Annotated in this window: 16 protein-coding genes; 5 read left to right on the forward strand and 11 right to left on the reverse strand. The window is 46.2% G+C overall.

Translation table 11 applies throughout. The annotated features are described in order from the left end of the window. Positions 1 to 180: 180 nt before the first annotated feature. Positions 181 to 2,769, reverse strand: a complete 2,589-nt coding sequence (locus ACTHPG_RS02170) for a glycine betaine ABC transporter substrate-binding protein (RefSeq protein ID WP_440387444.1) — start codon at positions 2,767 to 2,769, stop codon at positions 181 to 183. Then, the gene (locus ACTHPG_RS02175) at positions 2,735 to 3,964 is read right to left on the reverse strand and encodes a quaternary amine ABC transporter ATP-binding protein (RefSeq protein ID WP_339240348.1); all 1,230 of its coding nucleotides are present in this window, start codon (positions 3,962 to 3,964) and stop codon (positions 2,735 to 2,737) included. Before ACTHPG_RS02175 ends, ACTHPG_RS02170 begins: the two co-directional genes overlap by 35 nt. Before the next feature lie 500 nt (positions 3,965 to 4,464). Here ACTHPG_RS02175 and ACTHPG_RS02180 point away from each other — a divergent pair, with 500 nt between their 5' ends. Further along, positions 4,465 to 5,040, forward strand: coding sequence for a GbsR/MarR family transcriptional regulator (locus ACTHPG_RS02180; protein ID WP_440387445.1), 576 nt, complete (start codon positions 4,465 to 4,467; stop codon positions 5,038 to 5,040). A 128-nt stretch (positions 5,041 to 5,168) separates the two neighbouring features. On the opposite strand, the gene ACTHPG_RS02185 is transcribed toward ACTHPG_RS02180, so the two are convergent. Both ACTHPG_RS02185 and ACTHPG_RS02190 read right to left on the reverse strand, forming a co-directional pair. Further along, positions 5,169 to 6,794, reverse strand: coding sequence for an AraC family transcriptional regulator (locus tag ACTHPG_RS02185; protein ID WP_440387446.1), 1,626 nt, complete (start codon positions 6,792 to 6,794; stop codon positions 5,169 to 5,171). A 185-nt stretch (positions 6,795 to 6,979) separates the two neighbouring features. Continuing rightward, on the reverse strand, positions 6,980 to 8,266 hold the full coding sequence (locus ACTHPG_RS02190) for a DUF5050 domain-containing protein (RefSeq protein ID WP_440387448.1): 1,287 nt from the start codon (positions 8,264 to 8,266) through the stop codon (positions 6,980 to 6,982). A 241-nt stretch (positions 8,267 to 8,507) separates the two neighbouring features. Between ACTHPG_RS02190 and ACTHPG_RS02195 the strand changes: the two genes are divergently transcribed. Both ACTHPG_RS02195 and ACTHPG_RS02200 read left to right on the forward strand, forming a co-directional pair. After that, positions 8,508 to 9,521, forward strand: coding sequence for a Gfo/Idh/MocA family oxidoreductase (locus ACTHPG_RS02195; RefSeq protein ID WP_440387449.1), 1,014 nt, complete (start codon positions 8,508 to 8,510; stop codon positions 9,519 to 9,521). A 32-nt stretch (positions 9,522 to 9,553) separates the two neighbouring features. Beyond that, positions 9,554 to 10,540, forward strand: coding sequence for a Gfo/Idh/MocA family protein (locus ACTHPG_RS02200; protein ID WP_440390090.1), 987 nt, complete (start codon positions 9,554 to 9,556; stop codon positions 10,538 to 10,540). A gap of 3 nt (positions 10,541 to 10,543) precedes the next feature. Here the strand turns inward: ACTHPG_RS02200 and ACTHPG_RS02205 are convergent, their stop codons facing one another. The 3 genes from ACTHPG_RS02205 to ACTHPG_RS02215 all read right to left on the reverse strand — a co-directional run bounded on the left by ACTHPG_RS02205 (position 10,544) and on the right by ACTHPG_RS02215 (position 13,166). Continuing rightward, positions 10,544 to 11,344 (reverse strand): MurR/RpiR family transcriptional regulator, encoded by an 801-nt coding sequence (locus ACTHPG_RS02205; protein WP_440387451.1) that lies wholly within the window; start codon positions 11,342 to 11,344, stop codon positions 10,544 to 10,546. A 90-nt stretch (positions 11,345 to 11,434) separates the two neighbouring features. Continuing rightward, the gene (locus ACTHPG_RS02210; RefSeq protein ID WP_440387452.1) at positions 11,435 to 12,268 is read right to left on the reverse strand and encodes an ABC transporter permease subunit; all 834 of its coding nucleotides are present in this window, start codon (positions 12,266 to 12,268) and stop codon (positions 11,435 to 11,437) included. Continuing rightward, positions 12,261 to 13,166, reverse strand: a complete 906-nt coding sequence (locus ACTHPG_RS02215; RefSeq protein ID WP_440387453.1) for an ABC transporter ATP-binding protein — start codon at positions 13,164 to 13,166, stop codon at positions 12,261 to 12,263. The genes ACTHPG_RS02210 and ACTHPG_RS02215 overlap by 8 nt, the downstream gene beginning before the upstream one ends. 448 nt (positions 13,167 to 13,614) lie before the next feature. On the opposite strand from ACTHPG_RS02215, the gene ACTHPG_RS02220 reads away from it, so the two are divergent. Further along, positions 13,615 to 15,450, forward strand: a complete 1,836-nt coding sequence (locus ACTHPG_RS02220; protein ID WP_440387454.1) for an HSP90 family protein — start codon at positions 13,615 to 13,617, stop codon at positions 15,448 to 15,450. Then, complete coding sequence (locus ACTHPG_RS02225) at positions 15,450 to 16,505, forward strand: hypothetical protein (RefSeq protein ID WP_440387455.1); 1,056 nt, start codon at positions 15,450 to 15,452, stop codon at positions 16,503 to 16,505. Before ACTHPG_RS02220 ends, ACTHPG_RS02225 begins: the two co-directional genes overlap by 1 nt. Before the next feature lie 152 nt (positions 16,506 to 16,657). Here the strand turns inward: ACTHPG_RS02225 and ACTHPG_RS02230 are convergent, their stop codons facing one another. The 4 genes from ACTHPG_RS02230 to ACTHPG_RS02245 all read right to left on the reverse strand — a co-directional run bounded on the left by ACTHPG_RS02230 (position 16,658) and on the right by ACTHPG_RS02245 (position 21,430). Beyond that, positions 16,658 to 18,865: a serine hydrolase gene (locus ACTHPG_RS02230; protein ID WP_440387456.1), complete on the reverse strand. Its 2,208-nt coding sequence runs from the start codon at positions 18,863 to 18,865 to the stop codon at positions 16,658 to 16,660. Positions 18,866 to 18,991: 126 nt separating this feature from the next. Then, positions 18,992 to 19,762 carry a DUF3169 family protein gene (locus tag ACTHPG_RS02235; protein ID WP_440387457.1) on the reverse strand — a complete coding sequence of 257 codons (771 nt, stop codon included), beginning with the start codon at positions 19,760 to 19,762 and terminating at the stop codon, positions 18,992 to 18,994. A gap of 1 nt (position 19,763) precedes the next feature. Beyond that, positions 19,764 to 19,973, reverse strand: a complete 210-nt coding sequence (locus ACTHPG_RS02240; protein ID WP_017690042.1) for a helix-turn-helix transcriptional regulator — start codon at positions 19,971 to 19,973, stop codon at positions 19,764 to 19,766. A gap of 161 nt (positions 19,974 to 20,134) precedes the next feature. Further along, positions 20,135 to 21,430 carry an MFS transporter gene (locus ACTHPG_RS02245; RefSeq protein WP_440387459.1) on the reverse strand — a complete coding sequence of 432 codons (1,296 nt, stop codon included), beginning with the start codon at positions 21,428 to 21,430 and terminating at the stop codon, positions 20,135 to 20,137. Positions 21,431 to 21,606: the final 176 nt, after the last annotated feature.

The following is a 21,606-nucleotide window of genomic DNA, read 5'->3' on the forward strand; positions in this document are numbered from 1 at the left end:
CGGATAGGTGTGAAGTGGCATAGAAAAAAAGTGTGTGAGTGTTTGAAGTGACAGTATGAGACTAAGATTGTATATCAGATCATATGAGCATACCTGGAAAAATCATAGCTAGATGAAAAAACCACCGAAAAATTTCGGTGGTTTTTTTACCAAATTCAGGTTTACCCATCTCAATTTGGTTTAATTATCTTTTAAATCTTTAACGGAGTTGATATCCATGTAAGTTGGCACAACCAGTCCTTGTTTAACTCCAGTCATGCTGACCGCAATATCGTCAATCTGGTCACCATATGTTTCCCAGTAGTCACCGTGTGTCAATGGGAGCCATACAGCTGGAGAAGCGTCGATATCTCCTGCTGCCAAGCCTGCCCACATCGGTCCGGCTTCGACTTGAAGGGCTTTGACATTGTAACCGAGATCATTCTCAAGTACATACTTTATTAGGTTCGTACTTGCAATCTCGGAATCCCAGGCAACATATCCAAGACTGAAATTGTCACCATTCACTGGCGTCAAACCATCCGTCCATTCTTTGACCTGGTCTGGATGTTTTTCCGCATAAGTCTTGGCAGCTTGTTCAGGTGAAACGCCATCTTGAATATCAATCATGATTTCACTCATTTGATCTGAATTCCATTTGAAGCGAGAGAGGAATTCGTAGGCAACCGGATGAGCTTCCTTGATTCCTTTTCGTCCAACCGTGTGAACTTCTTCTGCATCCCCGAAGATTAAGTCGGGATCATCCAGATATTTCAGATCATACTTGTTGAACATCCAGTGAGGCGTCCAGCCTGTAACAATAATCGGCTCTTCGTTCTTATAGGCTTTGTCCAGAGATGCAGTCATTGCTGCTCCAGAGCCTTCAACGAGATTCCAGTTCGACAGTTCATAATTTTCAATCGCATTTTTGGTTGCTTTCATCAGACCTGCACCCGGGTCAATCCCCACGATCTGGTGATTCACCTCTTCGCCGACATTGGCATTAGCCGATGGCGTGGAAGAAGCGGCACCTGTCTCCAGATCTGCAATTGAGTTTACTTCAGTCATGTAACTAGGAACCACGAGGCCTGTACGTACACCTGTCATATTGGCACCCAGATCGTCAACCTGGTCTTTGTAACGTTCCCAGTAGTCTGCGTGAGTCAATGGCAGCCAAGCTGCTGGAGAGGCATCTACGTCGCCTGAGGCAACACCCGTCCACATGGGTCCAGCTTCGACTTGCAGAGCATTAACTTTATAACCCAAGTTGTTTTCCATCACATATTTCAGCAAGTTGGTACTTGCGATCTCGGAATCCCAAGCCACATAGCTAAGTTTGAATGCATCACCGTTCACCGGAGTCAGACCTTTGGTCCACTCAGCAATCTGATCCGCATGTTTCTCAGCATAGGCTTTAGCGGCTTCTTCCGGGGATGTGCCATCCTGAATGGCAGTCATCATTTCACCCATTTGATCCGACGTCCATTGGAAACGGGACAGGAATTCAAACGCAACAGGGTGATCTTCTTTCAGACCTTTACGGGCGATGGTATGAATTTCTTCCGCATCACCGAAAGATTTCTCAGGGTCTTCCAGATATTTCAGATCATATTTGTTGAACATCCAGTGCGGAGTCCAACCTGTAATAATGATTGGTTCTTCATTTTTGATCGCTTTGTCCAGCGTGGCCGTCATGGCTGCACCAGAGCCTTCAATAAGAGTCCAGTCTGTCAGTTTATAGTCTTCGATCGCTTTTGCAGCGGACTTCATGATCCCAGCTCCTGGATCGATACCAATAATCTGATAATTTACTTCTTCACCTACAGCATTGGCTGTGGAGTTGTTGCCGCCAGCGGAAGTTGTACCACCAACGAAGTATTGTGAGAATCCAGCTACTAGAATAAGGAATGTTGCAGCAGCCGTGATCCAAGCTTTTTGTTTTGATGTAATGCGAGAGGTCTTTTTGCGACCAGGCATAAACAGATTTTGAGTAAAACGGTCCAGTACAATCGCGAGTACAACCACAGCAAGACCGGCTTCGAAACCTTTACCGATTTGAAGCTGTGTTACCGCACGATATACTTCCGCACCAATACCTTGTGCACCGATCATGGATGCAATAACAACCATGGACAGCGAGAGCATGATGGTCTGGTTAATACCGGACATCACGGTAGGCAAAGCGAGTGGAAGCTGTACTTTGAACAACTTCTGCATGGAAGTCGAACCGAATGCGTCGGCTGCTTCAACCAATTCGCCAGATACCTGTCTGATACCCAGATGAGTCAGACGAATTGTGGGTGGAATCGCAAAAATAACGGAGGCAATAACACCTGGAACAACACCAAGGCTAAAGAATGTAACCGCAGGAAGCAAGTAGACAAATGCAGGCATTGTCTGCATGAAGTCAAGCAGCGGTGTAATAATGCGTGCTGCGGTTTTGCTGTATGCCAGCCAGATTCCGACCGGGACACCAATCAGAATGGAGATCAATCCTGAAGTGATAACCAGACCGAGTGTGTCCATGGATTGGGACCAGTATCCCAAGTTATCCACCAGCAAGAATCCGATAACCGTAAATAGTGTCAATGGGAGGCGACCCACGAGGAACGCTAGAACACCCAGTATCGCAATGAACAGAAGCGGATGGGGCAACATGAACAGCCCGGAGAAGAATCCGACTACTGCCTGAATAACAACAGAGATTACATTAAACAACCCGGAGAGCGAGGAGCTCATCCAGTCAACGATGGATTCAATCCACGATGCTAGTGGTATTTTGGGAATCATTCACAAGTTCCTCCTTTACTGCAACTTCACCGCTAAGTGCACCCAGCAGGGCACCGCGGACGATAACACCTTGCAGACGGCCATTCTCACCAACGACAGCGAGAGGCACATGGGCTGAACTTACCATTTCGAACAATTCATGAATCAGGGTCTCAGGCGCCACGGTCGGCCCGTCCGTGATCAGAATGTCGTTCAATACTTTATTTTCGCGCATCGCACGGGTTGCATCTTCAGCTGTAATGACACCAAGCAGTTTTTTCGAACGGTCAATGACAAACAAGTTGGAAATACCACGTTCGCGCATTAATTCGAGGGCAACACGAGGACCACGATCTAGCGTAATTGTTTCCGGGCGACGCATGACGTGAGAGGCAGTAAGAACCTTGGACAGATCCACGTCTTCGACGAAGCGGGCCACGTATGAGTTGGCCGGTTGAATCATAATTTCTTCCGGTGTACCAATCTGCACAACTGCGCCGTCTTTCATGAGAGCAATCCGATCGCCGATGCGCAGCGCTTCGTCCAAGTCATGGGTAATGAAAATAATCGTCTTTTTCATTTTATCCTGAAGCTCAATCAACTCATCCTGCATATCACGACGAATTAATGGATCAAGCGCACTGAAGGCTTCGTCCATTAATAGTACTTCCGGGTCATTCGCAAGTGCACGGGCCAAGCCTACACGTTGCTGCATCCCGCCACTAAGTTCATCTGGCATTTTATCTTCCCAGCCTTTGAGGCCAACCAGCTCAAGTGAGGTTTTCGCCTTCTCGCGGCGTACTTCCTTATCCACTTTTTGTATTTCGAGTCCATACTCCACATTATCAAGAACGGTACGGTGCGGGAATAACGCAAACTTCTGGAAGACCATGCTGATCGTTTTCCGGCGCACTTCGCGCAATTGTTCTTTGTTCATTTTGCGCAGATCCTTACCATGGACCAGGATTTCCCCGGATGTTGGTTCAATCAGACGATTGAACATCCGAACCAATGTGGATTTACCACTACCGGACAGCCCCATGATAACGAAAATTTCGCCTTCCTTAATATCCATGTTGACCCGGTTGACACCAACCGTTATCTGTTTTTCTTTGGCCAACTTTTCTTTACCCCAACCTTGCTCCAGTAATTGCAGACCTTGCTCGGTTTGGGGGCCAAACAATTTACTTACGTTTTTCACTTCAAGTATGGTCATGTTTTCACCCCTTCTGATGTGTTGTGCACTTCGAACGGCTTTCAGCATCCATAAGCCCATACACTTATGCGCCCAGCCACGAAATCCGGTAATTGTTGCTTCGCTTCCCGTCTTTCTGGGTAACGTTTTGTATTCTAACAATACTTACCCCGTATAGCAACCGAATAAACAGTACATAATGTTTGTACAGTAAAAACTGTACAAAGTTTTCCTCCCATATGCTCCGTCATTCTCCTTATTCTGCCTGATAAGGTTCCTTTACATTTGATATCGCTTTTTCTACAATAGAAAATGAGCTGAATTGAAGCTGAATTTTTTGGTTAAAAGATAGTCATAGGCAAATGTAGCCTGGTAAAGTTCCCATTTTCATACATTGGGTGAACGAAAGCCCTCTGGCATATAGGATGTCCGGCCGGATGCTTTCCCATGTAAGCAGGACTTTTAAAGTGTTGCAATTATTTTGCCAAGACTGTGGAATGTTCAGAATGGAGGTTGCAAGCATGGGCTTGGACCATTTACAAGAGGAACAGCAGGCAACCGTGCTGAGAATTCGTAAACGCGTTATTGAAGCCATTGGACGTAATATGGATCTTTACGGCGTTACGTTGTCTACGGGACACTTATACGGATTGCTATTTTTTGCAGACAAGCCAATGACCCTTGACGATATGGGACGGGAAATGGAAATGAGCAAAACGAGTATGAGTACAGGTGTACGAACACTGCTGGATTTGAAAATGGTAAACAAAGTATGGAGCAAGGGCTCCAGGAAAGACCTATATGAAGTGGAATATGACTGGCATCAGACATTTACGGATTATTTTGCGATTAAGTGGAGAAAAGCCGTGGAGAGTAACCTTCAGATTCTGCGGAAATCCATTGACGAAATGAATCGCTTAATTGAGGATCTGGATGAGCAGGCAGATGCTGAACTTATCCACATTCTGATGGAAGACAAACACAAGGTTTTGCAAGCGGAAGCATATTACAAATGGTTGGATCGGTTGATAGATACCATGGAAGATGAAGAGATATACAAGCTCGTTCCGAAGGAAGAAATCAAGGAACATTCATAATTACATGCAAAGGGCCCTTTCCGGATAGGAGAGGGCCCTTTAATTTGTTGTATATTCCTGACATATATTAATGAAGGAAACACGATGGATGAAATAACGAGGCACATCGGTTGAGCTGGTGGGCTCGGTTAATGTCCGATCAGACCTGCACGAGGTAATACTACAGACTGTTGAGCCACCTGTTCCAGCTCGTTCAGAATCTGCAACCGCCCAGCGGGGGTCCAGCATAACCGTTGCCAATTCGAGATATCATGAACGTTACCATGCAATACGGCGGGGGATCGATTCCATGATGCTGTTTGCTTCATGCGTCGGAACACCTTTTCACTGGCAGGCTGAAGCGAAGCGCGATGGATCAACAGATAATCCGTGTCGAGCACGGGCACACTGTCTGCTACATATTCATTTCTGGAACTTTCGGGAGATACAAGCTGAGCAGGCTGGAGTCCCAATTCAGAATACAGGAAATGATTTAATGGATGCTCGCCAGTCCCCTGTAAACGGATGAACTGATTCGTAATCTCCATCAGAGCCAACCGTTTTTGTCCGAAATAAGGTTGTAGGTTTAGGCATGCTTCAAGCTGGCGGAACGCGAATTCTTTGAGATTCAGTAACGCTTGCTTCTCGCGTCCAACCAGTTCGGCTATGCGAATATGGTTTGCTTTCCAGTCAACAGTGGATTCCAATATGATAGTGGGTGCAATACCTTTCAGGCGATCATAATAGGGCTTATGGTATAAATCACCGATGATTAGGTCTGGTTTCGCCTGCCGAAGTTGATCCAATTGTCTGGTTAATCGACGCTCTTGTTCATATTCATCCATTTCCGGGTCAAGAACTCCTTCCAGCACAGCTACCGGGCGTAGTCCAAGCGAAGCCAGGTTGTCATGGAATCCCGTGATGGATGCCGTAGCTACGCGAAGTTGATCTCTTTTCATATATACGCTTGGAGCAATCCCCAAGGTTTGTTTGAATTTGCGGCTAAAATAATACTCGTTACCATACCCGACAGATATCGCGACGTCTTTAAGAACACAGTTTTCTTCTGTTAGCTGTTTTTTGGCTTCGGCTATGCGTAAGCGATTCAGGTAATCGGTTGGCGACATGCCTTTGGCCTTCTTAAAACTGCGTGAATAGGAGCTGGGTGTGAGTCCAGCGATCTTGGCAAGCTGATCCATGCTGATTCCTTCGCTCATGTAGCGACGCATGTACATGATGCTGCGTTCCAAGGCAGGGTCCACTTTCTCATGATTGGCTTCCAGCCGGTTCTCCGAGAGAAACTGCAGCAGTTCATGCAGCTGGCTATGTATGCTTATAAAGTGATCCGGTTGAAGACCGCGGTAGGTTTCATACAGCTGTTCCAATCGTGATGCAGCCTGTTGTTCGTGACGAACCAGTAATCTGCCTGTCTGCCAATCCAGCGGGAAGGCGGGTGAAGAAGTCATTTTCCATTCACCGCGCACTTGCTGTAAACGAACCGTATCCATGCTTAGCAATATACATTCGGTCACATTCGAGCGAGCAGCGGCCTCGATGGTTGTACCTGGCTTCAATACAAACAAGCTGCCAGCTTGTGCCGTATAGACTGTATCGTTCAGGACCAGAATACCGTCTCCTTGCAAAATAAGACAGAGCATGGGCCGGGATACCATCTTGCCGTGCACACGGAAATTCTCCCCACGACGCACACGGCACATGGAGGAGAGGAGCGGTAGAGATGAGGTTTCAGCAATGAAGGGAAACTGTTCAGTCATACGGACCATCCTTATGTCTTATTTTCTTAATGATAACAATTATCATTCTCATATGGAAGATGTTTTTGAAAATAGTTTTTGACAACCAAAAAAGACTACCAAGAGCCGTTATGGCTGCAAGGTAATCCTTTTGTTATGGACAAGTCCGCTTTAATGGGCCACATGCTTTGAATCAGCAAAATATGTTAGTAAGGTGTCACCAATAGAATATTGTCGAGGAAAACGTCACTCATTACTTTTTTCCCTGTTCCACCCGTCTGCACATGATACAAGCGATATTGATCTTTGGCATTGATATAGAACAGGCCAGCAACATCATCTCTGATATGGAATGCATCCCATTCGTCACTGGTAAGTTTGGTTACCTTGAGTGCTGTGTTGACTGAATAGAGACCGTTGTTGCCTGAGATATATGCAGCCGTAGGTGTACCATTGGTGAGTTGATTCGCAACATACGTTACATTGTTCAGGTTCAAGTTGGCGGACTTGGTTACTTTGTTGCCGGAGACCGTTTTGGCATAAGCCTTCTTGTCTGCATCAATAAGGACAACCTTGTCTGTACCTAGAGCACTTACTTCTCGAACGCTTTTGTTATGAAGCTGAAGCGTTTTGGCTGATGTTGTCAACGCAAACGCTTTGCCTTTGGCGTAATTGTAATCCTTGTTGCTGTCGAGCTCAATTCCTTTGTTATACACGTAAAGATTGTTACCCCAACCACCGGAATATACAGCATTCACGTCCAGTTTGGTTTTTGGATTAACCGCAGTTGCCTTGCCCGTGTTGTAATTCACCTTATACATAACAACAGCATTGGTGGAGTAGTACTGCTCGTATGGGTCTGTATTGACCATGAGTTGCAGTTCGTTTTTGGCTTGATTCGTAAAATAACGACTTTCCACTGCCCCTGCGGCAATCCGCTGCACAGCTCCAGAACCGTTGGATGTTTTGGACACGATCCAGGTGTTCCCATTAACCAGTGCGTTATAGTAAACCCGCCCTTTGGCTACCACGAGAAAAGGAAAATCAGTATCGGCCTTGTCCGCAATCTTGGTAACAGCTGAAGCATCACTGTTGCCATTAGCGCGATAAATGGTGCCTGTAGCATCCAGATAATAGATAAATCCGTTATCCGTATAATAGCTGAGTACATCTGTTGCAAATGTCTCTGCTTCATCGCTGGACCCGTCATTCGGAACCCGAAGTAACGTTGTGGAAGAAGCAGTCTGGGTGTAGTAGACATAAGAGCCTGCCGCGAGCAAGTCCACGCCTTGGAAATCAATTAATACTTCTGTTGTATTGCTGCCATCCGCGGATACTTTGTACAACACGCCGTCAGACTCATAATACACAGTGGATTGGCTTAGTGAAGCTGCCTGCACTGCGTTTCCGCCTCCGAACGTCACTGCTGCAATTAATGTAATGAGCAGTAATGTACAGATGGTGCGTTGTACGTATGTATACCCTGTTTTCATTCTTTCATCGTCCCCTTCGTTCGTGTATGTATGTCGTTATTTCCTTATGTTATATCGGTAAACTATGGAAGATATGTTAGGTCTCATACATGAAAAAAACCAGAGAATGAAATTGAATTTCATGCATATTCCAACCTGAAATCAAATTGCGCATGATGCTGCCAATCCCGTCTCATAGCATTCTCCGCCCGACATGATCGTGATAACATTACACTCAACCAGAGCAGAGGAGTGAGCGATCATGATATTGAATATGGCGATCATCGGATTTGGGAACGCAGTGGTGAATTATCATTTGCCGTATCTGGACAAGAAAGAAAACATCAAGGTGAAGACGATATACCGCCGGGAGGAAGATCGGGTTGGCGATACAGAGCGTGAATTACTCTATCCCGAGATTACCTTTTCGACGAATATCGAAGACCTATTGCAAGATGATGAGATTGAATTGATTGTTGTAGCCACCCATGTGGATAGCCATGTAGAGTACGCTATGCTGGCATTGGAACACGGGAAACATGTACTGGTGGAGAAACCTTTTGCCTCCACTTCTGCGGAGGCCAAAGAAATCTTTGAACTGGCCAAACGTAAAAATCTCATCGCCATGGCGAATCAAAATCGCAGATATGATGGGGACTTCCTGACCTTGAAAAAAGTGATCGAGAGCGGAAAACTGGGGAATATAGTTGAGATCCAGTCCCATTATGATTATTTTCATCCACAGTATGCCAGAAGCGGATTTGGATTGCTGCATGGTTTGGCCGTGCATACCATCGATCAATTAATCTCTATATATGGCATAGCTGATCGAATTGGTTACGATGTTCGGAGTTTGATCGCGCCCGGTGAATCCGATGATTATATCGATATTGATTTTCGTTATGGACGAATGAAGGCTACGATCAAGTGCAGCCTGCTTGTGAAGATTGAGCATCCAAAATTCATTATACACGGGGATCGGGGAAGCTTCGTTAAACATAGCAGCGGACATCAAACGAAAAATGAAGACGGACGAACCAGGGTATCCATTGAAGCTGAATCAGAGGATAACTGGGGTACGATTAGTTATGTGGACGATGAGGGAACATCACATACGGAGAAAATTCCTTCCGAAGCAACGGACTATGGCATTTTATATGATCGACTCCTACATGCCATACGGTATAACGATGATAAACCGGTCAAAGATGAAGAGGTTTTATATGTATTGGATATTTTACATGACGGAATAGAGGCGGCGAAAATAGCTGACTGATACACAACCAACGACAGGAGCGAAACCATATGATGAACATAGCAACGATTGGTACAGGGTCCATTGTAGATGCCATTTTAGCCGCGATCAATGAACTGGAAGATGTAACTTGTACAGCAATGTACTCCCGGAAGAGAGAAACAGCACAGGAGCTTGCAGGCAAATATGGAGTAAGTACAATCTATACGGATCTGGAATCCGTATTCTCAGATGAGAAAGTAGATCTTATATATATTGCTTCACCGAATAGCATGCATTACGAACAGGCCTATCAGGCACTTCAACATGGCAAACATGTCGTCTGTGAAAAACCGTTCACCTCCACACTTCAGGAAGCAGAAACGCTGATTGCACTTGCAAAAGAAAAAAATCTGTTGCTTTTCGAAGCCATTTCCAATATTCATTTGCCCAATACCAAAGTCATACAGGAGCAACTACCGAAGCTTGGTCCGATCAAACTCATCCAGTGTAACTACAGTCAATACTCGCGCAAATACAATGATCTGCTCGCAGGACAGACACCGAATGTATTCAATCCACAATTCTCTGGCGGAGCATTAATGGATATCAATATTTATAATCTTCATCTCGTCATGAATCTGTTCGGCAGTCCGGACACCGTATCATATACAGCGAACCAGCATGCTAACGGGATTGATACGTCAGGCGTTGTTGTTCTTCAATATCCGGAGTTTATTGCGGAATGTGTTGGTGCCAAAGACTCGAACAGCATGAACGTTGTGCTCATTCAGGGAGAGAACGGTTATCTTCAGGTCGTTGGGGGAGCCAACGGTTGCCGGGAGATCAAGCTTCAGATCGGGAATGAACCTGCTGAGGAGTATAACGCCCAGACTAAGTCTAATTGGCTGTACTATGAGTGGGAAGTGTTCAGGGACATCCATGCAAGTGGGGATTACAAACGATGTTACGAACTGCTCGAACACAGCCAGTCTGTGATGGGTGTACTCATGCGTGCGCGTAAGGATGCAGGGATTGTATTTGCAGCGGATCAGCGTTAATCCTTAATACGTGTCGCTAATACTCCCCATGTATAACATGTCAAAAATGTAGAGTACCGAGACCATCGAAGACATTTTGGATAGCCTTAGTTGCTCATTGTATCCGTATGCCAGTAAGGTTTCATCACAATGTCTGGACAGGGTTGAATGGTTGTTGCCTGTGACCGCGATGACCTTCATCTGTTTGTTGCTCAGCACTTTGGCGGCTTCAATCATCGATTGGTTCTCACCTGTGTGCGAGATAACAAAAGACAGTGTATTGCTATTGGGGTTCATCGTATTCATGTAATGCATGTTGGGACTATTGTGAGCAATCGCAGATATGCCGAGTTCATTCCATTTGGCACAAGCCTGTTGAGCCAGATAATAATTCATGTCACTGCCATAGATATCGATACGTCCGGATGCTTTGACCCAGTTCGCGATTCGGAGCAAAACAGGAGCCTTTAACATCCGGCGCGTATCCTCCAGCGCTTGCTGATAAAGATAAGGAACGGAGTCAATGGCAGCCAGCACATTGCCTTGTTCTGCGAATGGAGAATCCTGCTTCTGCATTGCGGAGGCGGAGGGTAGCTGTTGATATTCAAGAGCAAGCTTTAACTGAAAGTCTGGGTACCCCTTGGTACCCAGCTTTTTGCATAAGCGAACAATGGTGGAGGAGCTTGTATAAGTCTGCTGAGCCAGTTCATGGGCTGTAGAATCAAATACAACTTCGGGATTATTCAGGATATAGTCCACAATATGCTTCTCCTGTGCCGTTAATTGTGAAGCATATTTTAATTTTTGAAGTAGTTTGGATTCCATGCGGTTGTTCCATTCCTCTCTATAATCATCCCAGAGCATCAATCTCCAAATATCATAACCTGCGTTTTTATATTTCTCAATCTGCACATCTCAGATCTGACTTTCTGCCAGTTGTTGACGACTGTTCCACAGAGTAACCAGACGAAGAAGAACCAAGCTAATTAGCAAGAGCACAGCTCCTATCATGAGTAACATCCAGGGGCCGATCAGCAGCATGCCACTGGCTTGACCCGCGACCAAGGCGATCAGGGGAAGGACAATGAGTCCGCCCAATTGATAGGCTTCCTGGAACCCACGTACCTTGGCCGAGATCAGTACGTTTAACAAAATGACCATAAGACTGCAAACGGGAACGACCCACAGGACAAGTATGATCCAGTTCAGATTGGGAAACATCAACGTTCCAAACATGGGGTACATCAGAATGTTGGCTAGGATTCCGTAGATCAGGAATGTAGTCCAGGATAATAGAATGGACGGGATCAGGGCAGCCAATACTTTGCTTCTAAAAAGAGTGTCCATGCTGATCGGTGTGAACAACAAACCTTCCAGCGTCTTGCGTTCCTTCTCACCAGCGAAACTATTAGCCGTCAGAATACTGGAGGCCATCACCGGAATGATGAGGAACAGGGGCGCGAACATATACATAGCTAAATAATAGACAATCCGATGATTATCTGAAGGCATGGAAGCAAGCTGAGGAATCTGTCCGCCATGGGTTAACGTATCCAATGATTCGAGCAGAAAGCTGATGTTGCCCAGAGAACGAAGTTCTAATCTGGAGGCCGCCCACAGGAGGGCAGAAGGCATGATGATTCCGATAATCAGGGGAACGATTAACATGGGCAACCAGAGCTGAACGCTGTCTGTGACGGAACGAATATCTTTACGTACAAGTGCACGTATGGCTCGGCGGTTATTCATGGTGGTGTGCCTCCCTTATGGCAAAATAGATACTTTCCAGATCACTGCCCGTGATGCGGGCCTGATAGACTTGACCATGTTTCGTTAATTGTCTTAACAGCAGCGGAATTTCTTCACGAGATGTAAGCTGAAACGTCGCTTTATATGCCGAGATCGTCTCGGGCGTAAAGTCGGTAGCCGTGTGCCATCCATGGGGCATATCGGCTTCTACTTCGAGCTTCGGTGTGGACAGGTATCGGCTAACGATTTCTTGCTCCGTACCTTCCTCAACGATGTGACCTTTTTCCATGAAAATATAATGATCACAGACAGCTGAGAGTTGGGACAGCACGTGGGAAGAGACCAGAATCGTCATCTTTTCTTCCTGATTTAATTGACGGATCATACGCAGCACCATCTGAATTCCATCTGGATCCAGGCCATTGGTGGGCTCATCCAGAAACAGGATGGAAGGACGGTGCAGGAGTACTCGTGCAAGGCCCAGGCGTTTCTTCATGCCTGTGCTATAGGTACCGACTTTTCGATGCTGATAATCCTGCAACTCGAACAACGCTACAAGCTCGTCAATTCGTTTCTCGGCATGTTTCAGACCAAAAACATCTGCGAAGAAAGTCAGATTGTCGCGCCCACTCCTATTTTCATATAATCCACTTTGTTCGGTAAGGGTCCCACACATGGCCAGTACTTTTTCCGTCTCAAGAGCCGCATCCAATCCGTTAATGGTTACCTGTCCACCGGAAGCGCCCAAGACCCCATTCATAATGCGGATCAGTGTAGTTTTGCCCGAACCGTTGGGGCCAATTAACCCGGTGACGCTGCCTTGTTTAACTGTGAAGCTGACATCATGCAGTGCTTGATGCACCTTGAATTGCTTGGATATGTTGCGTGCTTCGATCATATATAATCACCGTCCGATCTGAGTTTGGAGATAATACGTGTCGTAGGATGATATCGTTCAAATGGACGACAAAAAAGTTCTATTCCTCCTTCAATAGTCCCGAATGCAGGGTGCATATTTACCCTGAAGTCTGTCTGAAATCGGGTCTCAGGTTTGTTTTCACTGTGGCTTGTAACATGTATCCTTATTTTAGGGTAGAACATCCGTTTCATTGCTATTCATAATGTGGTAATGAAAGATAAGGCCATACGTCTCATGAATGCCTGAAATATTCATCTAACGCCGGTCTTGGTAATACAGGGCCGGTTTGACGTGATGTTTTGGCGTACCTGCAGAGGAAACGTCTGTTTTTTATTGATTACATAATGAATTCGTCTAACACATCCATACGAATACATTGTATGGGGACATATTGTGTTTGGGCATAGAGGAAGGTGAGTGAGAAGTCATGACTGCATCCAATGAATATCGTTTTCAAGTGAACCTGAGCGGGATGATCCAGATTTTATCCAACCATCTATATAGTAGTCCTAAGGTGTTCTTGCGTGAACTCATGCAAAATGCAACAGATGCGATCACGGCACGCAAGGAAGTGGATCCGGGATATCAGGGAGAAGCACGAATCGAGCTGACAGGAACCGGTGATCAATTGACGATGATGGTGGAGGACAACGGAGTTGGTTTGACCGAAGCGGACATCCATGAGTTTCTGGCGATGATTGGACAATCCTCGAAACGGGGACAACAGGCACTGCTGGATGGCGAGACATCGTTTATTGGGCGTTTCGGTATTGGTCTGCTCAGCTGTTTCATGGTAAGTCATGAGATCGTTATGCTGACTCAATCGATTAAGGGTGGTCCCTCGATGGAGTGGAGAGGTAAGCCGGATGGTACATATACGATTAGACAGTTGGACACACAGTTGTCTCCCGGAACGAAAGTATATCTGCGTTGTACGCCGGATGCAGCACATTATTTTGAAGCGGAGTATGTAAAAGAAGCTTTATTTTACTACGGCGCTTTGCTTCCTTATCCGGTCACGTTGATACATGATGGGATGCAGTCTGTTGTCAATCAGGATTCTCCGATCTGGCTTACACGCCCGGAGCTTGCCCGTTCTTGCCGAGCGGAAGTGCTTGCTTTTGGTGAACGTCTGCTTGGGGAGAAGTTCCAGGATTTCATCACGCTGACAACGGCCTCCGGTCGTACGGGAGGCATTGCTTATGTGCTGCCACATGCGGTGAACCTGAATGCCAAGCGTTCTCACCGGGTGTACCTGAAGCGAATGCTGATCTCGGAGAAAGCCGAGAACATTTTGCCGGAGTGGGCTTTCTTCGTGAAGTGCCTGATCTGGACCGATGAGCTTCAACCGACGGCGTCAAGAGAACATTTCTATGAAAATGAAAAGCTGGAAGAGGTACGCTCCGAGCTCGGAGACGCTCTGCGTATGGGGCTGGCTGACATGGCTGAGAATCAGATCGAACGTCTGCAGAAGCTGATTCGCCTGCATGCCCTTTCGATGAAGGCGCTTGCCGTTCAGGATCAGGCGTTCTACGCGATGATTCACCGCTGGCTGCCTTTTGAGACGACGAGAGGACACCGGGAACTGGGTGAACTGATTGATGAAGGGGATACGCTGTATTACACCGGCTCCATTGATGAATACCGCCAGATTCACCATGTGGCTTCAGCACAGTCCATGCTGGTCGTAAACGCAGGTTATATCTACGATAAAGAACTGATGGCGATGCTGCCTGTCATATTGAACAATGTACAGACCGAGCGAATTGAGCCAGATGAAGTATCCATGACATTCACGGATGTTGCACCGGCTGAACGTAACCAGTACTATGATGCGCTGCGTTTGGCAGATTCGGCATTACAACGTTTCCGTTGCCGGGCAGAGGTCAAAGGATTCAAGCCATCGGATCTGCCGGTGTTGTTTACCCTTTCGCAGGAGTCATCCACGCTGCGTGCATTGGAAAAAGCCAGCGAAGAAAGTACAGACTTATTCTCCTCTGTCCTCGGTTCATTGTCGGCAGGCATTAATTCGGCAGGGTACTCGACGTTGTATCTGAATGTGAACAATCCCATCATTAAACGGGTGTTGACTTCGCCAGATAATCAGATGACACCAATTGCTATTGAAATGCTGTATGTTAACGCACTGATGATGGGGCATTACGCGATGAATAAACAGGAACTTGAAGTGTTGAACCAGGGAATTGTACGGTTTATTGATTGGGGTTTACGCGCAAATATGAATCATGAGGGAGATGCCTGATGAAGACAGAGATGGGTTTTGAAGATTTGATGGAAGAGGCCTATCAACTGCCTAATGGTCCTGCAAAGCTAGGTTTTTTGGAGGAAGCAGCACGGGTAGCTGATGTTAATGGTATGGTTGAGGAGGCATACGAAGCACGCTCAGAGATTGTGGATGTAGCCACCTTCTGTGGATATCCGATGAAAGCTTTGATCGCTTTTTCCTGGCAACTTGGCAAGTTCGATCAGCAGCCAGAGCTGTATGATGAAGAAACGTTATTGTGGTCTTATAAATGGATTCTTGGCAAAATGCCCGATTTCCCTGAAATCTCACGCGAGAAGATTATGGAGCTGTTGGAGGACTTCGGAGCACGGTTCAAGTCTTATGGTTACAGTGAGCGCTCTTACTGGTACTATCGTTTCCGTATCTTTATGGATTTCGGAGAGCTGGAGGAATCAGGACGCAGCTATGACAAGTTCAGAACATTAGACCGCGACTTCATGAGTGACTGCGAGGCGTGTGAGCAGGATGAGATTATGCGTTATTTTATGTTAAAAGGAGACGATGAGAAGGTACTGGAAGCTGCCAAGCCTATTCTCAAAGGACGCATGAGCTGTGCTGAGATTCCGCATCTAACATTGTCGGAAATTCTGATGCCGCTATATCGTCTGGGGCGGACGGAGGAAGCCGATAAATATCAGGTCAAGGGATACCGCTTGATCAAGGGTGAGAACGATTTTGTGCAGAGTTTTTCAGAGCAGATGGAGTATCTCACGCTTACGAATCCGGCCAAAGGCATTGATGTCCTCGAAGAAACACTGGTGCTCGCAGCCGATCATGAAGATGCATATGCCAAAATGTTGTATTATGCAAAGGCAGCCCCGTTATTGCGGCGCTGGGCGGAAGAGAAAGAGTCGGAAGGGTATCGCTTGCGTCTGCCAGCTTCCTTCCCGTATGAGGGAGAGCCGGGCGATTTGCTCAAGCTCGCAGATTACTTTGAGGAATATGCTCAGACTACCGCGGCGAAGTTTGATCAGCGTAACGGAAACACACATGTATCCTCGTTGATCGGATAGAGACGGCTATAATCCCGTAACATGTAACAGATAGCTATAATAACTTGATCAAAATAAAGAAAAAGGCTTGTTCGAGAAGGAGAGCGTACCCTTCCGAACAAGCCTGTTTTTCTTGCAATATGCATGATATGTCTAATCGGTATAAGAGTTTTTTATTGTGCTGATGCTGCAGAAGGGACCATCGCTGGTGATGGAACAGGTGCAGTTTCTGATGGCTCTTCTGCAGGCTCGGCTCCTTTAGCAGGTTCGGCTTGCTGCTGCTGAGCCGCCATCAATTCAGCGGCAATTTGATCTGTCGGCTGTGTAAGCAGCGCATACATGATCGCCGCCTCTTCCTGACGAATTAGAGGTTTGCGGGAAAGGAAATCAACGGATCCATCTTCCAATACCTTCACCTCAGGTCCATGAATACCCAGCGTATACATCATCTGAATGGCTGGCACAGCCCATTCATCTGTATGTCCCGCAAGTTTCACATCGGCGAACAGCTCATTGGGATATTGCAATTGCAGAATTCTCCACATCATGACCATGGCTTCCTGTCGGATAATGACTTGATCCGGCTTAAACTGCTGTTCGTCCGTGCCCGTAATCATACCCAATTCATATCCAAGTTGAATATATCCCGCTGACGCATGGTCTGCCCAGTCGGTGCCTGCAGGAGGTGTTGTTTTGCTAGGCTTTAAACCACTCAGCTTAAGGCTGTTCTCAATAAATTCAGCTCGTGTCACCGCCGTTTTCGGTTGGAAAGACGTGCTGGCATCATTCTCATAATATCCAAGAGATTGTATTGCGTAGATGGCTTCAGCATAAGGACTGTTCTCACGAACATCCCGGAAGCCCATAGGCTTTTGCCCTTTTTTCTCATAACCCATCGGGTTGAGGTAAGGTTCTTTCAAATATGTGGTGCCATCTGCATATTCTTTGAATGCTGTGAATTGACCGGTCAATTCATCTTTGAAGAGATTATCTTGCACTTGAATCAGATTGCGTTGGCCCAGGAACACATCGTTAATGCTCAGTTGACCTGGCTTATCGCCGCCACCTTTCAGGGAACTTACAATCGTGCTAAGTCGAAGGTCTGCGTACAATCCGGTAAAGCGTTGCAGCTCAGCTGCGGATTGCGGCGTGTATTCCTTGAACTGCACTGGCTCTGCATATTGCGGGAAGAAATTTTGAATGAATGCCGGGTAGAACAGATTACGAAGTGCTCCATTTTGATTATACGTCAGGAAGACGCCTGTATTTTGCTCGGGAATAAGGAAGAGATAAGAGCTGAATCCAGTCAGGTCGCCTGCTTTCGTAATGATTTTGGAACTACTTCCTGCACCGGGAAGCTGAAAGGCTGCTTCGAATCCATAGGTGGTGTCCGGCAACAATGGATGAATGGAAGAACGGTATTGTTCCATGCTTTTCACCGTGGATTCCTTGAGAACCCGCTCGTTGTCCTTCACACCGTCATTCAGGAAGGCAATCATGAACTTGCCGATGTCCTCTGCGGTAGACAACATGCCACCTTGAGGCATTGGTGTTGGAGAGAGGGTGTACAGATCAAGCGGTTTGTGTGCCGCATCATAGCCTATAGCGAGCTGCTGTTGGAACTTTTCGTCCAGCATGAAGCTGCTGTTGTCCATGCCAAGCGGTTTGAAGATATGTTGTTGCATATAGGATTCAAAGGGCTCGCCGCTTACATTCTCGACAATCATGCCAAGAAGCAAAAACGAGAAGTTATCGTACATATAGGCGCTACCAGGCTCTCGAACGACTGGAGGCATATGTTGCTGTGCGTAATCTTCCATCGCTATGTACTTATCAAAATCAGTATGAATATCTTCCTGCTGGGGATCACGGATCTCAAATCCGGTCGTGTGTGTGAGCAGGTTCTCTACAGTTACGGGTTTGTTAAAGGGATTATCGAATTCGAGCCCTTTCACATAGGTCTGAAAATCAGCTTGCAGATCAACCTTGCCTTGTTCGACCAGCTGCATTACAGCTGCTGACGTGAACGTTTTGGAGACAGAGGCTACACGGAAGGCCGTATTTTTCGGATCGATAGGCGTTTTGTTCTCCTGATCAGCATAGCCGTATCCTTTTTCCGCCAGAACTTTACCATCCTTCACCACAACAACGGAGGCTCCAACATAATGAGCTTTTGCCTCAGCGGAATCGAAGAATGAATCGAGAAATGTCGTAGCCGTTTCGGTTGTCAGCGCTTTCGTCTTTCCTTGTTCGGCAGCTACTGGAGTCGCAGTCTCCGCCTGAACTGCGGGTACCCACAGACTGAGAGACAGAACTACAGCCATGAAAGCTCCTGTTAGGGAGATGAACCTGAAGCGGGTCTTTCGTTTGGATAAATGCATGCAAACACTCCTTTTTATGAAAATATGTACACAATAGTTGCCTGAATCAATTTCATAACTCGCTAAAAGTGGATTTTTTGCACAAGCAGCTAAAGGTATTATGAAATTGATTCATTTACCCATGTATTACTGGTTACTCACACGATAGGTTTCACGATAATAGATTCCGATATTGGCAATCCAGATCACAGCGAGCAACACGATTGGAAATGGAGCGAAGGTGAATAGAACCGAATACAGCATCATGGAGACCATTCCAACACCAAGAAGTACATTCATCATCTGAAAAGAACGGTAGGCTGCGCGATACACGACCCATTTCTCACCTTCATCCAGTTTCTCGAAGTGATCCTTCTTCATGTTGCGTGAGTTCAGATCCAGTGCACGATCCGGGAAATAGCGGTTGTACCGCTTGACGGTCAGCGTTTGCAGCACAACGACAATGATAATTGAGATACATGCAGCAATGAGATTCACGAGGTTAAACAGTTCTGGAAAATTGGTCATATCGCTATGGGAAGCGTACAAGGACAAGGCCAGTGCTGCCCAGGTAAATGCAACAATAACACTGAAGCCGCTGAGTATCATCGCTTTTCCGAGAGAACGCTCCGCGGGTGAAATGAGTGAATCAGATTCTCCATACGTATCTTCTTCCATCGGAGGAAAAGATGGTGTACGTGAGAGGCTGAATATGTTCCACAACACCATAACCACCAACGAAGCAGCCAGCACACCAAATAAAAGATCATAGTCATAATACACGGATAGCGTCCAGTTTAGGTCAGAGGGGACTTTTGAGATCCCACTGGCTCCGATAAAACCGACTGCTGCGCCACCTGCGGCATACAGAGGAAGACGCAATCGCTTCTTAATGGATGAGGATGATGAATGTTTCAATCTAATCTCCACCTTTCAATTCAAAGATTTTTTCGACGGGTTCACGAAAGACATGGGCTATTTTTAATGCCAGGACGACCGATGGAGAATAATCTCCCCGTTCAATCAGGGCAATGGTTTGGCGGGATGCGCCGATGAGTTTGGCTAGTTCCGCTTGAGACAGTCGGTCTCTGGCTCGTAACTCCCGAACGTGATTGTGCAATTCTTCCACTTGCTCACCTCCATGAATCTAATGTACATGATATCTTACTTAATGTAAACTATAATATACAAAATGTTAATGATAATTTACTTGTATGCGATGAGGTTGGACATAAAAAGAGAGCCTGCCCAGGCTCCCTTGAATGATTGATTTGTTGCGGAAAAATAATATCAAGATGCCTCTGCACACGTCAGATGTTGATGCTGTTCCTCTGTCTTCCGAAGTACCATTCGGAAAAATATGAGCGCTCCAACCCCCATGAGTACATACAGACCAGCCATTGCATATGACGGCAGAAAGGCTCCCAGGATTAACCCGAGACTGCCGAGGAGTGCAGCCGCGTTATAACTCAACCCGTCAGCAGCCATGTAGGCAGCACGGTCCGAATCGGGAATCATACCCGCGAGCATGACCTGACGAACAGGAGCATACATCAATTCTCCAATGGTCAGTAGTACGGCGGAAGAGATGAGTAACCAGGCCCAGTTGCTAAAAGCGATTACGGTGAAACCTGCGGTATAGAGGAGCATACCGACAGTCATGATAGATCGGGAGGAAAAGCGACCTATCCATCGGGAGAATGGAATGGCAACCAGGGCAACCATTACGGTGTTGATGATCATGATGAGGCTGAACATATGCAGTCCTGAGATGTCTGAGCCGAACAATTGGGCGGAGAATTCACTTTTTAGACGAACCGCAATATATTTATCCAACTGAAATTCCAGGGAGACAGCAAGAACAGTAGCCGTGAAAAATACCATAAAACGTTTGTCTTGAAAGACCGACCAATACGTTTTCAGTATGTTCCTATGGATGGGAGCAAGGGCCTCCATTGGTCTGGTGGATCTACCCGGATCATCGGATGATTTGGCGTGAATTAGTGCACGTTTATCCATTGTTTCACGAATCATAAAGATTAAAATAAACAGGGTAGCTATACTTTCCAAGCAGACCAGACTGAACAATAGAAAACGAAATGAGTCGAAAAATAACCCGCCCATCAGTGCGCCGAAGGTTACAGCAACGTTTGTTGTCCAATATTGCAACCCATATACATAATGACGTTCATGTTCGCTGCTTACATCGACAATCATGGCATTAGCAATTGGCACTGTGATCCCTGAACTGAGACTGCTGAGCAGAAACATAAGACAAGTGACAATAATCGAATCCATCCACGGCGAGTTGGCGATGGCCAAACAAAGTAGAGCCACGACCTGTAGTGTTTGGGCAATCACCATTAATTTCTTCCGTCCAATTCGATCAGACCAGTATCCTGCCCACAATCCCACAATCATGGAAGCCACAAGATTGACCGTCAGTAATACCCCTGCCAAGCCTGCGCCAATCTGAATACTCAGATAGATCGCCATGAATGGAATGATGGATTTCTGGGTCAGATCGGTGAAAAAATCAGTAATGATACGTATTCGGATGTTAGGATGCAAATCAGCGTATTTCATAAGTCGTTCTTCTTCCTTCCCACTGGTCATGTTGATGTTACTGAGTATAATGGAGTAAAACCTGAAGAAAAACTGTAGAAACATCCCGATAGATTTCGTATTTTAACAATCTTGAGAAAGACGCCTAAAAGATAGAAATCAAAATCAACAGAAGCAGAAACAGAAACAGAAACAGA

This window comes from Paenibacillus sp. SAF-068 (genome assembly GCF_051967555.1).
In the GTDB taxonomy this organism is placed as follows: Bacteria; Bacillota; Bacilli; order Paenibacillales; family Paenibacillaceae; genus Paenibacillus.

What these genes read in the sequence shown, in the direction of transcription:
- ACTHPG_RS02200 (WP_440390090.1), top strand. Translation starts at nt 9,554, where the DNA reads ATGAACATAGCAACGATTGGTACAGGGTCCATTGTAGATGCCATTTTA.
- ACTHPG_RS02215 (WP_440387453.1), bottom strand. Translation starts at nt 13,166, where the DNA reads ATGATCGAAGCACGCAACATATCCAAGCAATTCAAGGTGCATCAAGCA.
- ACTHPG_RS02225 (WP_440387455.1), top strand. Translation starts at nt 15,450, where the DNA reads ATGAAGACAGAGATGGGTTTTGAAGATTTGATGGAAGAGGCCTATCAA.
- ACTHPG_RS02210 (WP_440387452.1), bottom strand. Translation starts at nt 12,268, where the DNA reads ATGAATAACCGCCGAGCCATACGTGCACTTGTACGTAAAGATATTCGT.
- ACTHPG_RS02220 (WP_440387454.1), top strand. Translation starts at nt 13,615, where the DNA reads ATGACTGCATCCAATGAATATCGTTTTCAAGTGAACCTGAGCGGGATG.
- ACTHPG_RS02185 (WP_440387446.1), bottom strand. Translation starts at nt 6,794, where the DNA reads ATGACTGAACAGTTTCCCTTCATTGCTGAAACCTCATCTCTACCGCTC.
- ACTHPG_RS02195 (WP_440387449.1), top strand. Translation starts at nt 8,508, where the DNA reads ATGATATTGAATATGGCGATCATCGGATTTGGGAACGCAGTGGTGAAT.
- ACTHPG_RS02230 (WP_440387456.1), bottom strand. Translation starts at nt 18,865, where the DNA reads ATGCATTTATCCAAACGAAAGACCCGCTTCAGGTTCATCTCCCTAACA.
- ACTHPG_RS02180 (WP_440387445.1), top strand. Translation starts at nt 4,465, where the DNA reads ATGGGCTTGGACCATTTACAAGAGGAACAGCAGGCAACCGTGCTGAGA.
- ACTHPG_RS02175 (WP_339240348.1), bottom strand. Translation starts at nt 3,964, where the DNA reads ATGACCATACTTGAAGTGAAAAACGTAAGTAAATTGTTTGGCCCCCAA.
- ACTHPG_RS02190 (WP_440387448.1), bottom strand. Translation starts at nt 8,266, where the DNA reads ATGAAAACAGGGTATACATACGTACAACGCACCATCTGTACATTACTG.
- ACTHPG_RS02245 (WP_440387459.1), bottom strand. Translation starts at nt 21,430, where the DNA reads ATGAAATACGCTGATTTGCATCCTAACATCCGAATACGTATCATTACT.
- ACTHPG_RS02205 (WP_440387451.1), bottom strand. Translation starts at nt 11,344, where the DNA reads ATGGAATCCAAACTACTTCAAAAATTAAAATATGCTTCACAATTAACG.
- ACTHPG_RS02170 (WP_440387444.1), bottom strand. Translation starts at nt 2,769, where the DNA reads ATGATTCCCAAAATACCACTAGCATCGTGGATTGAATCCATCGTTGAC.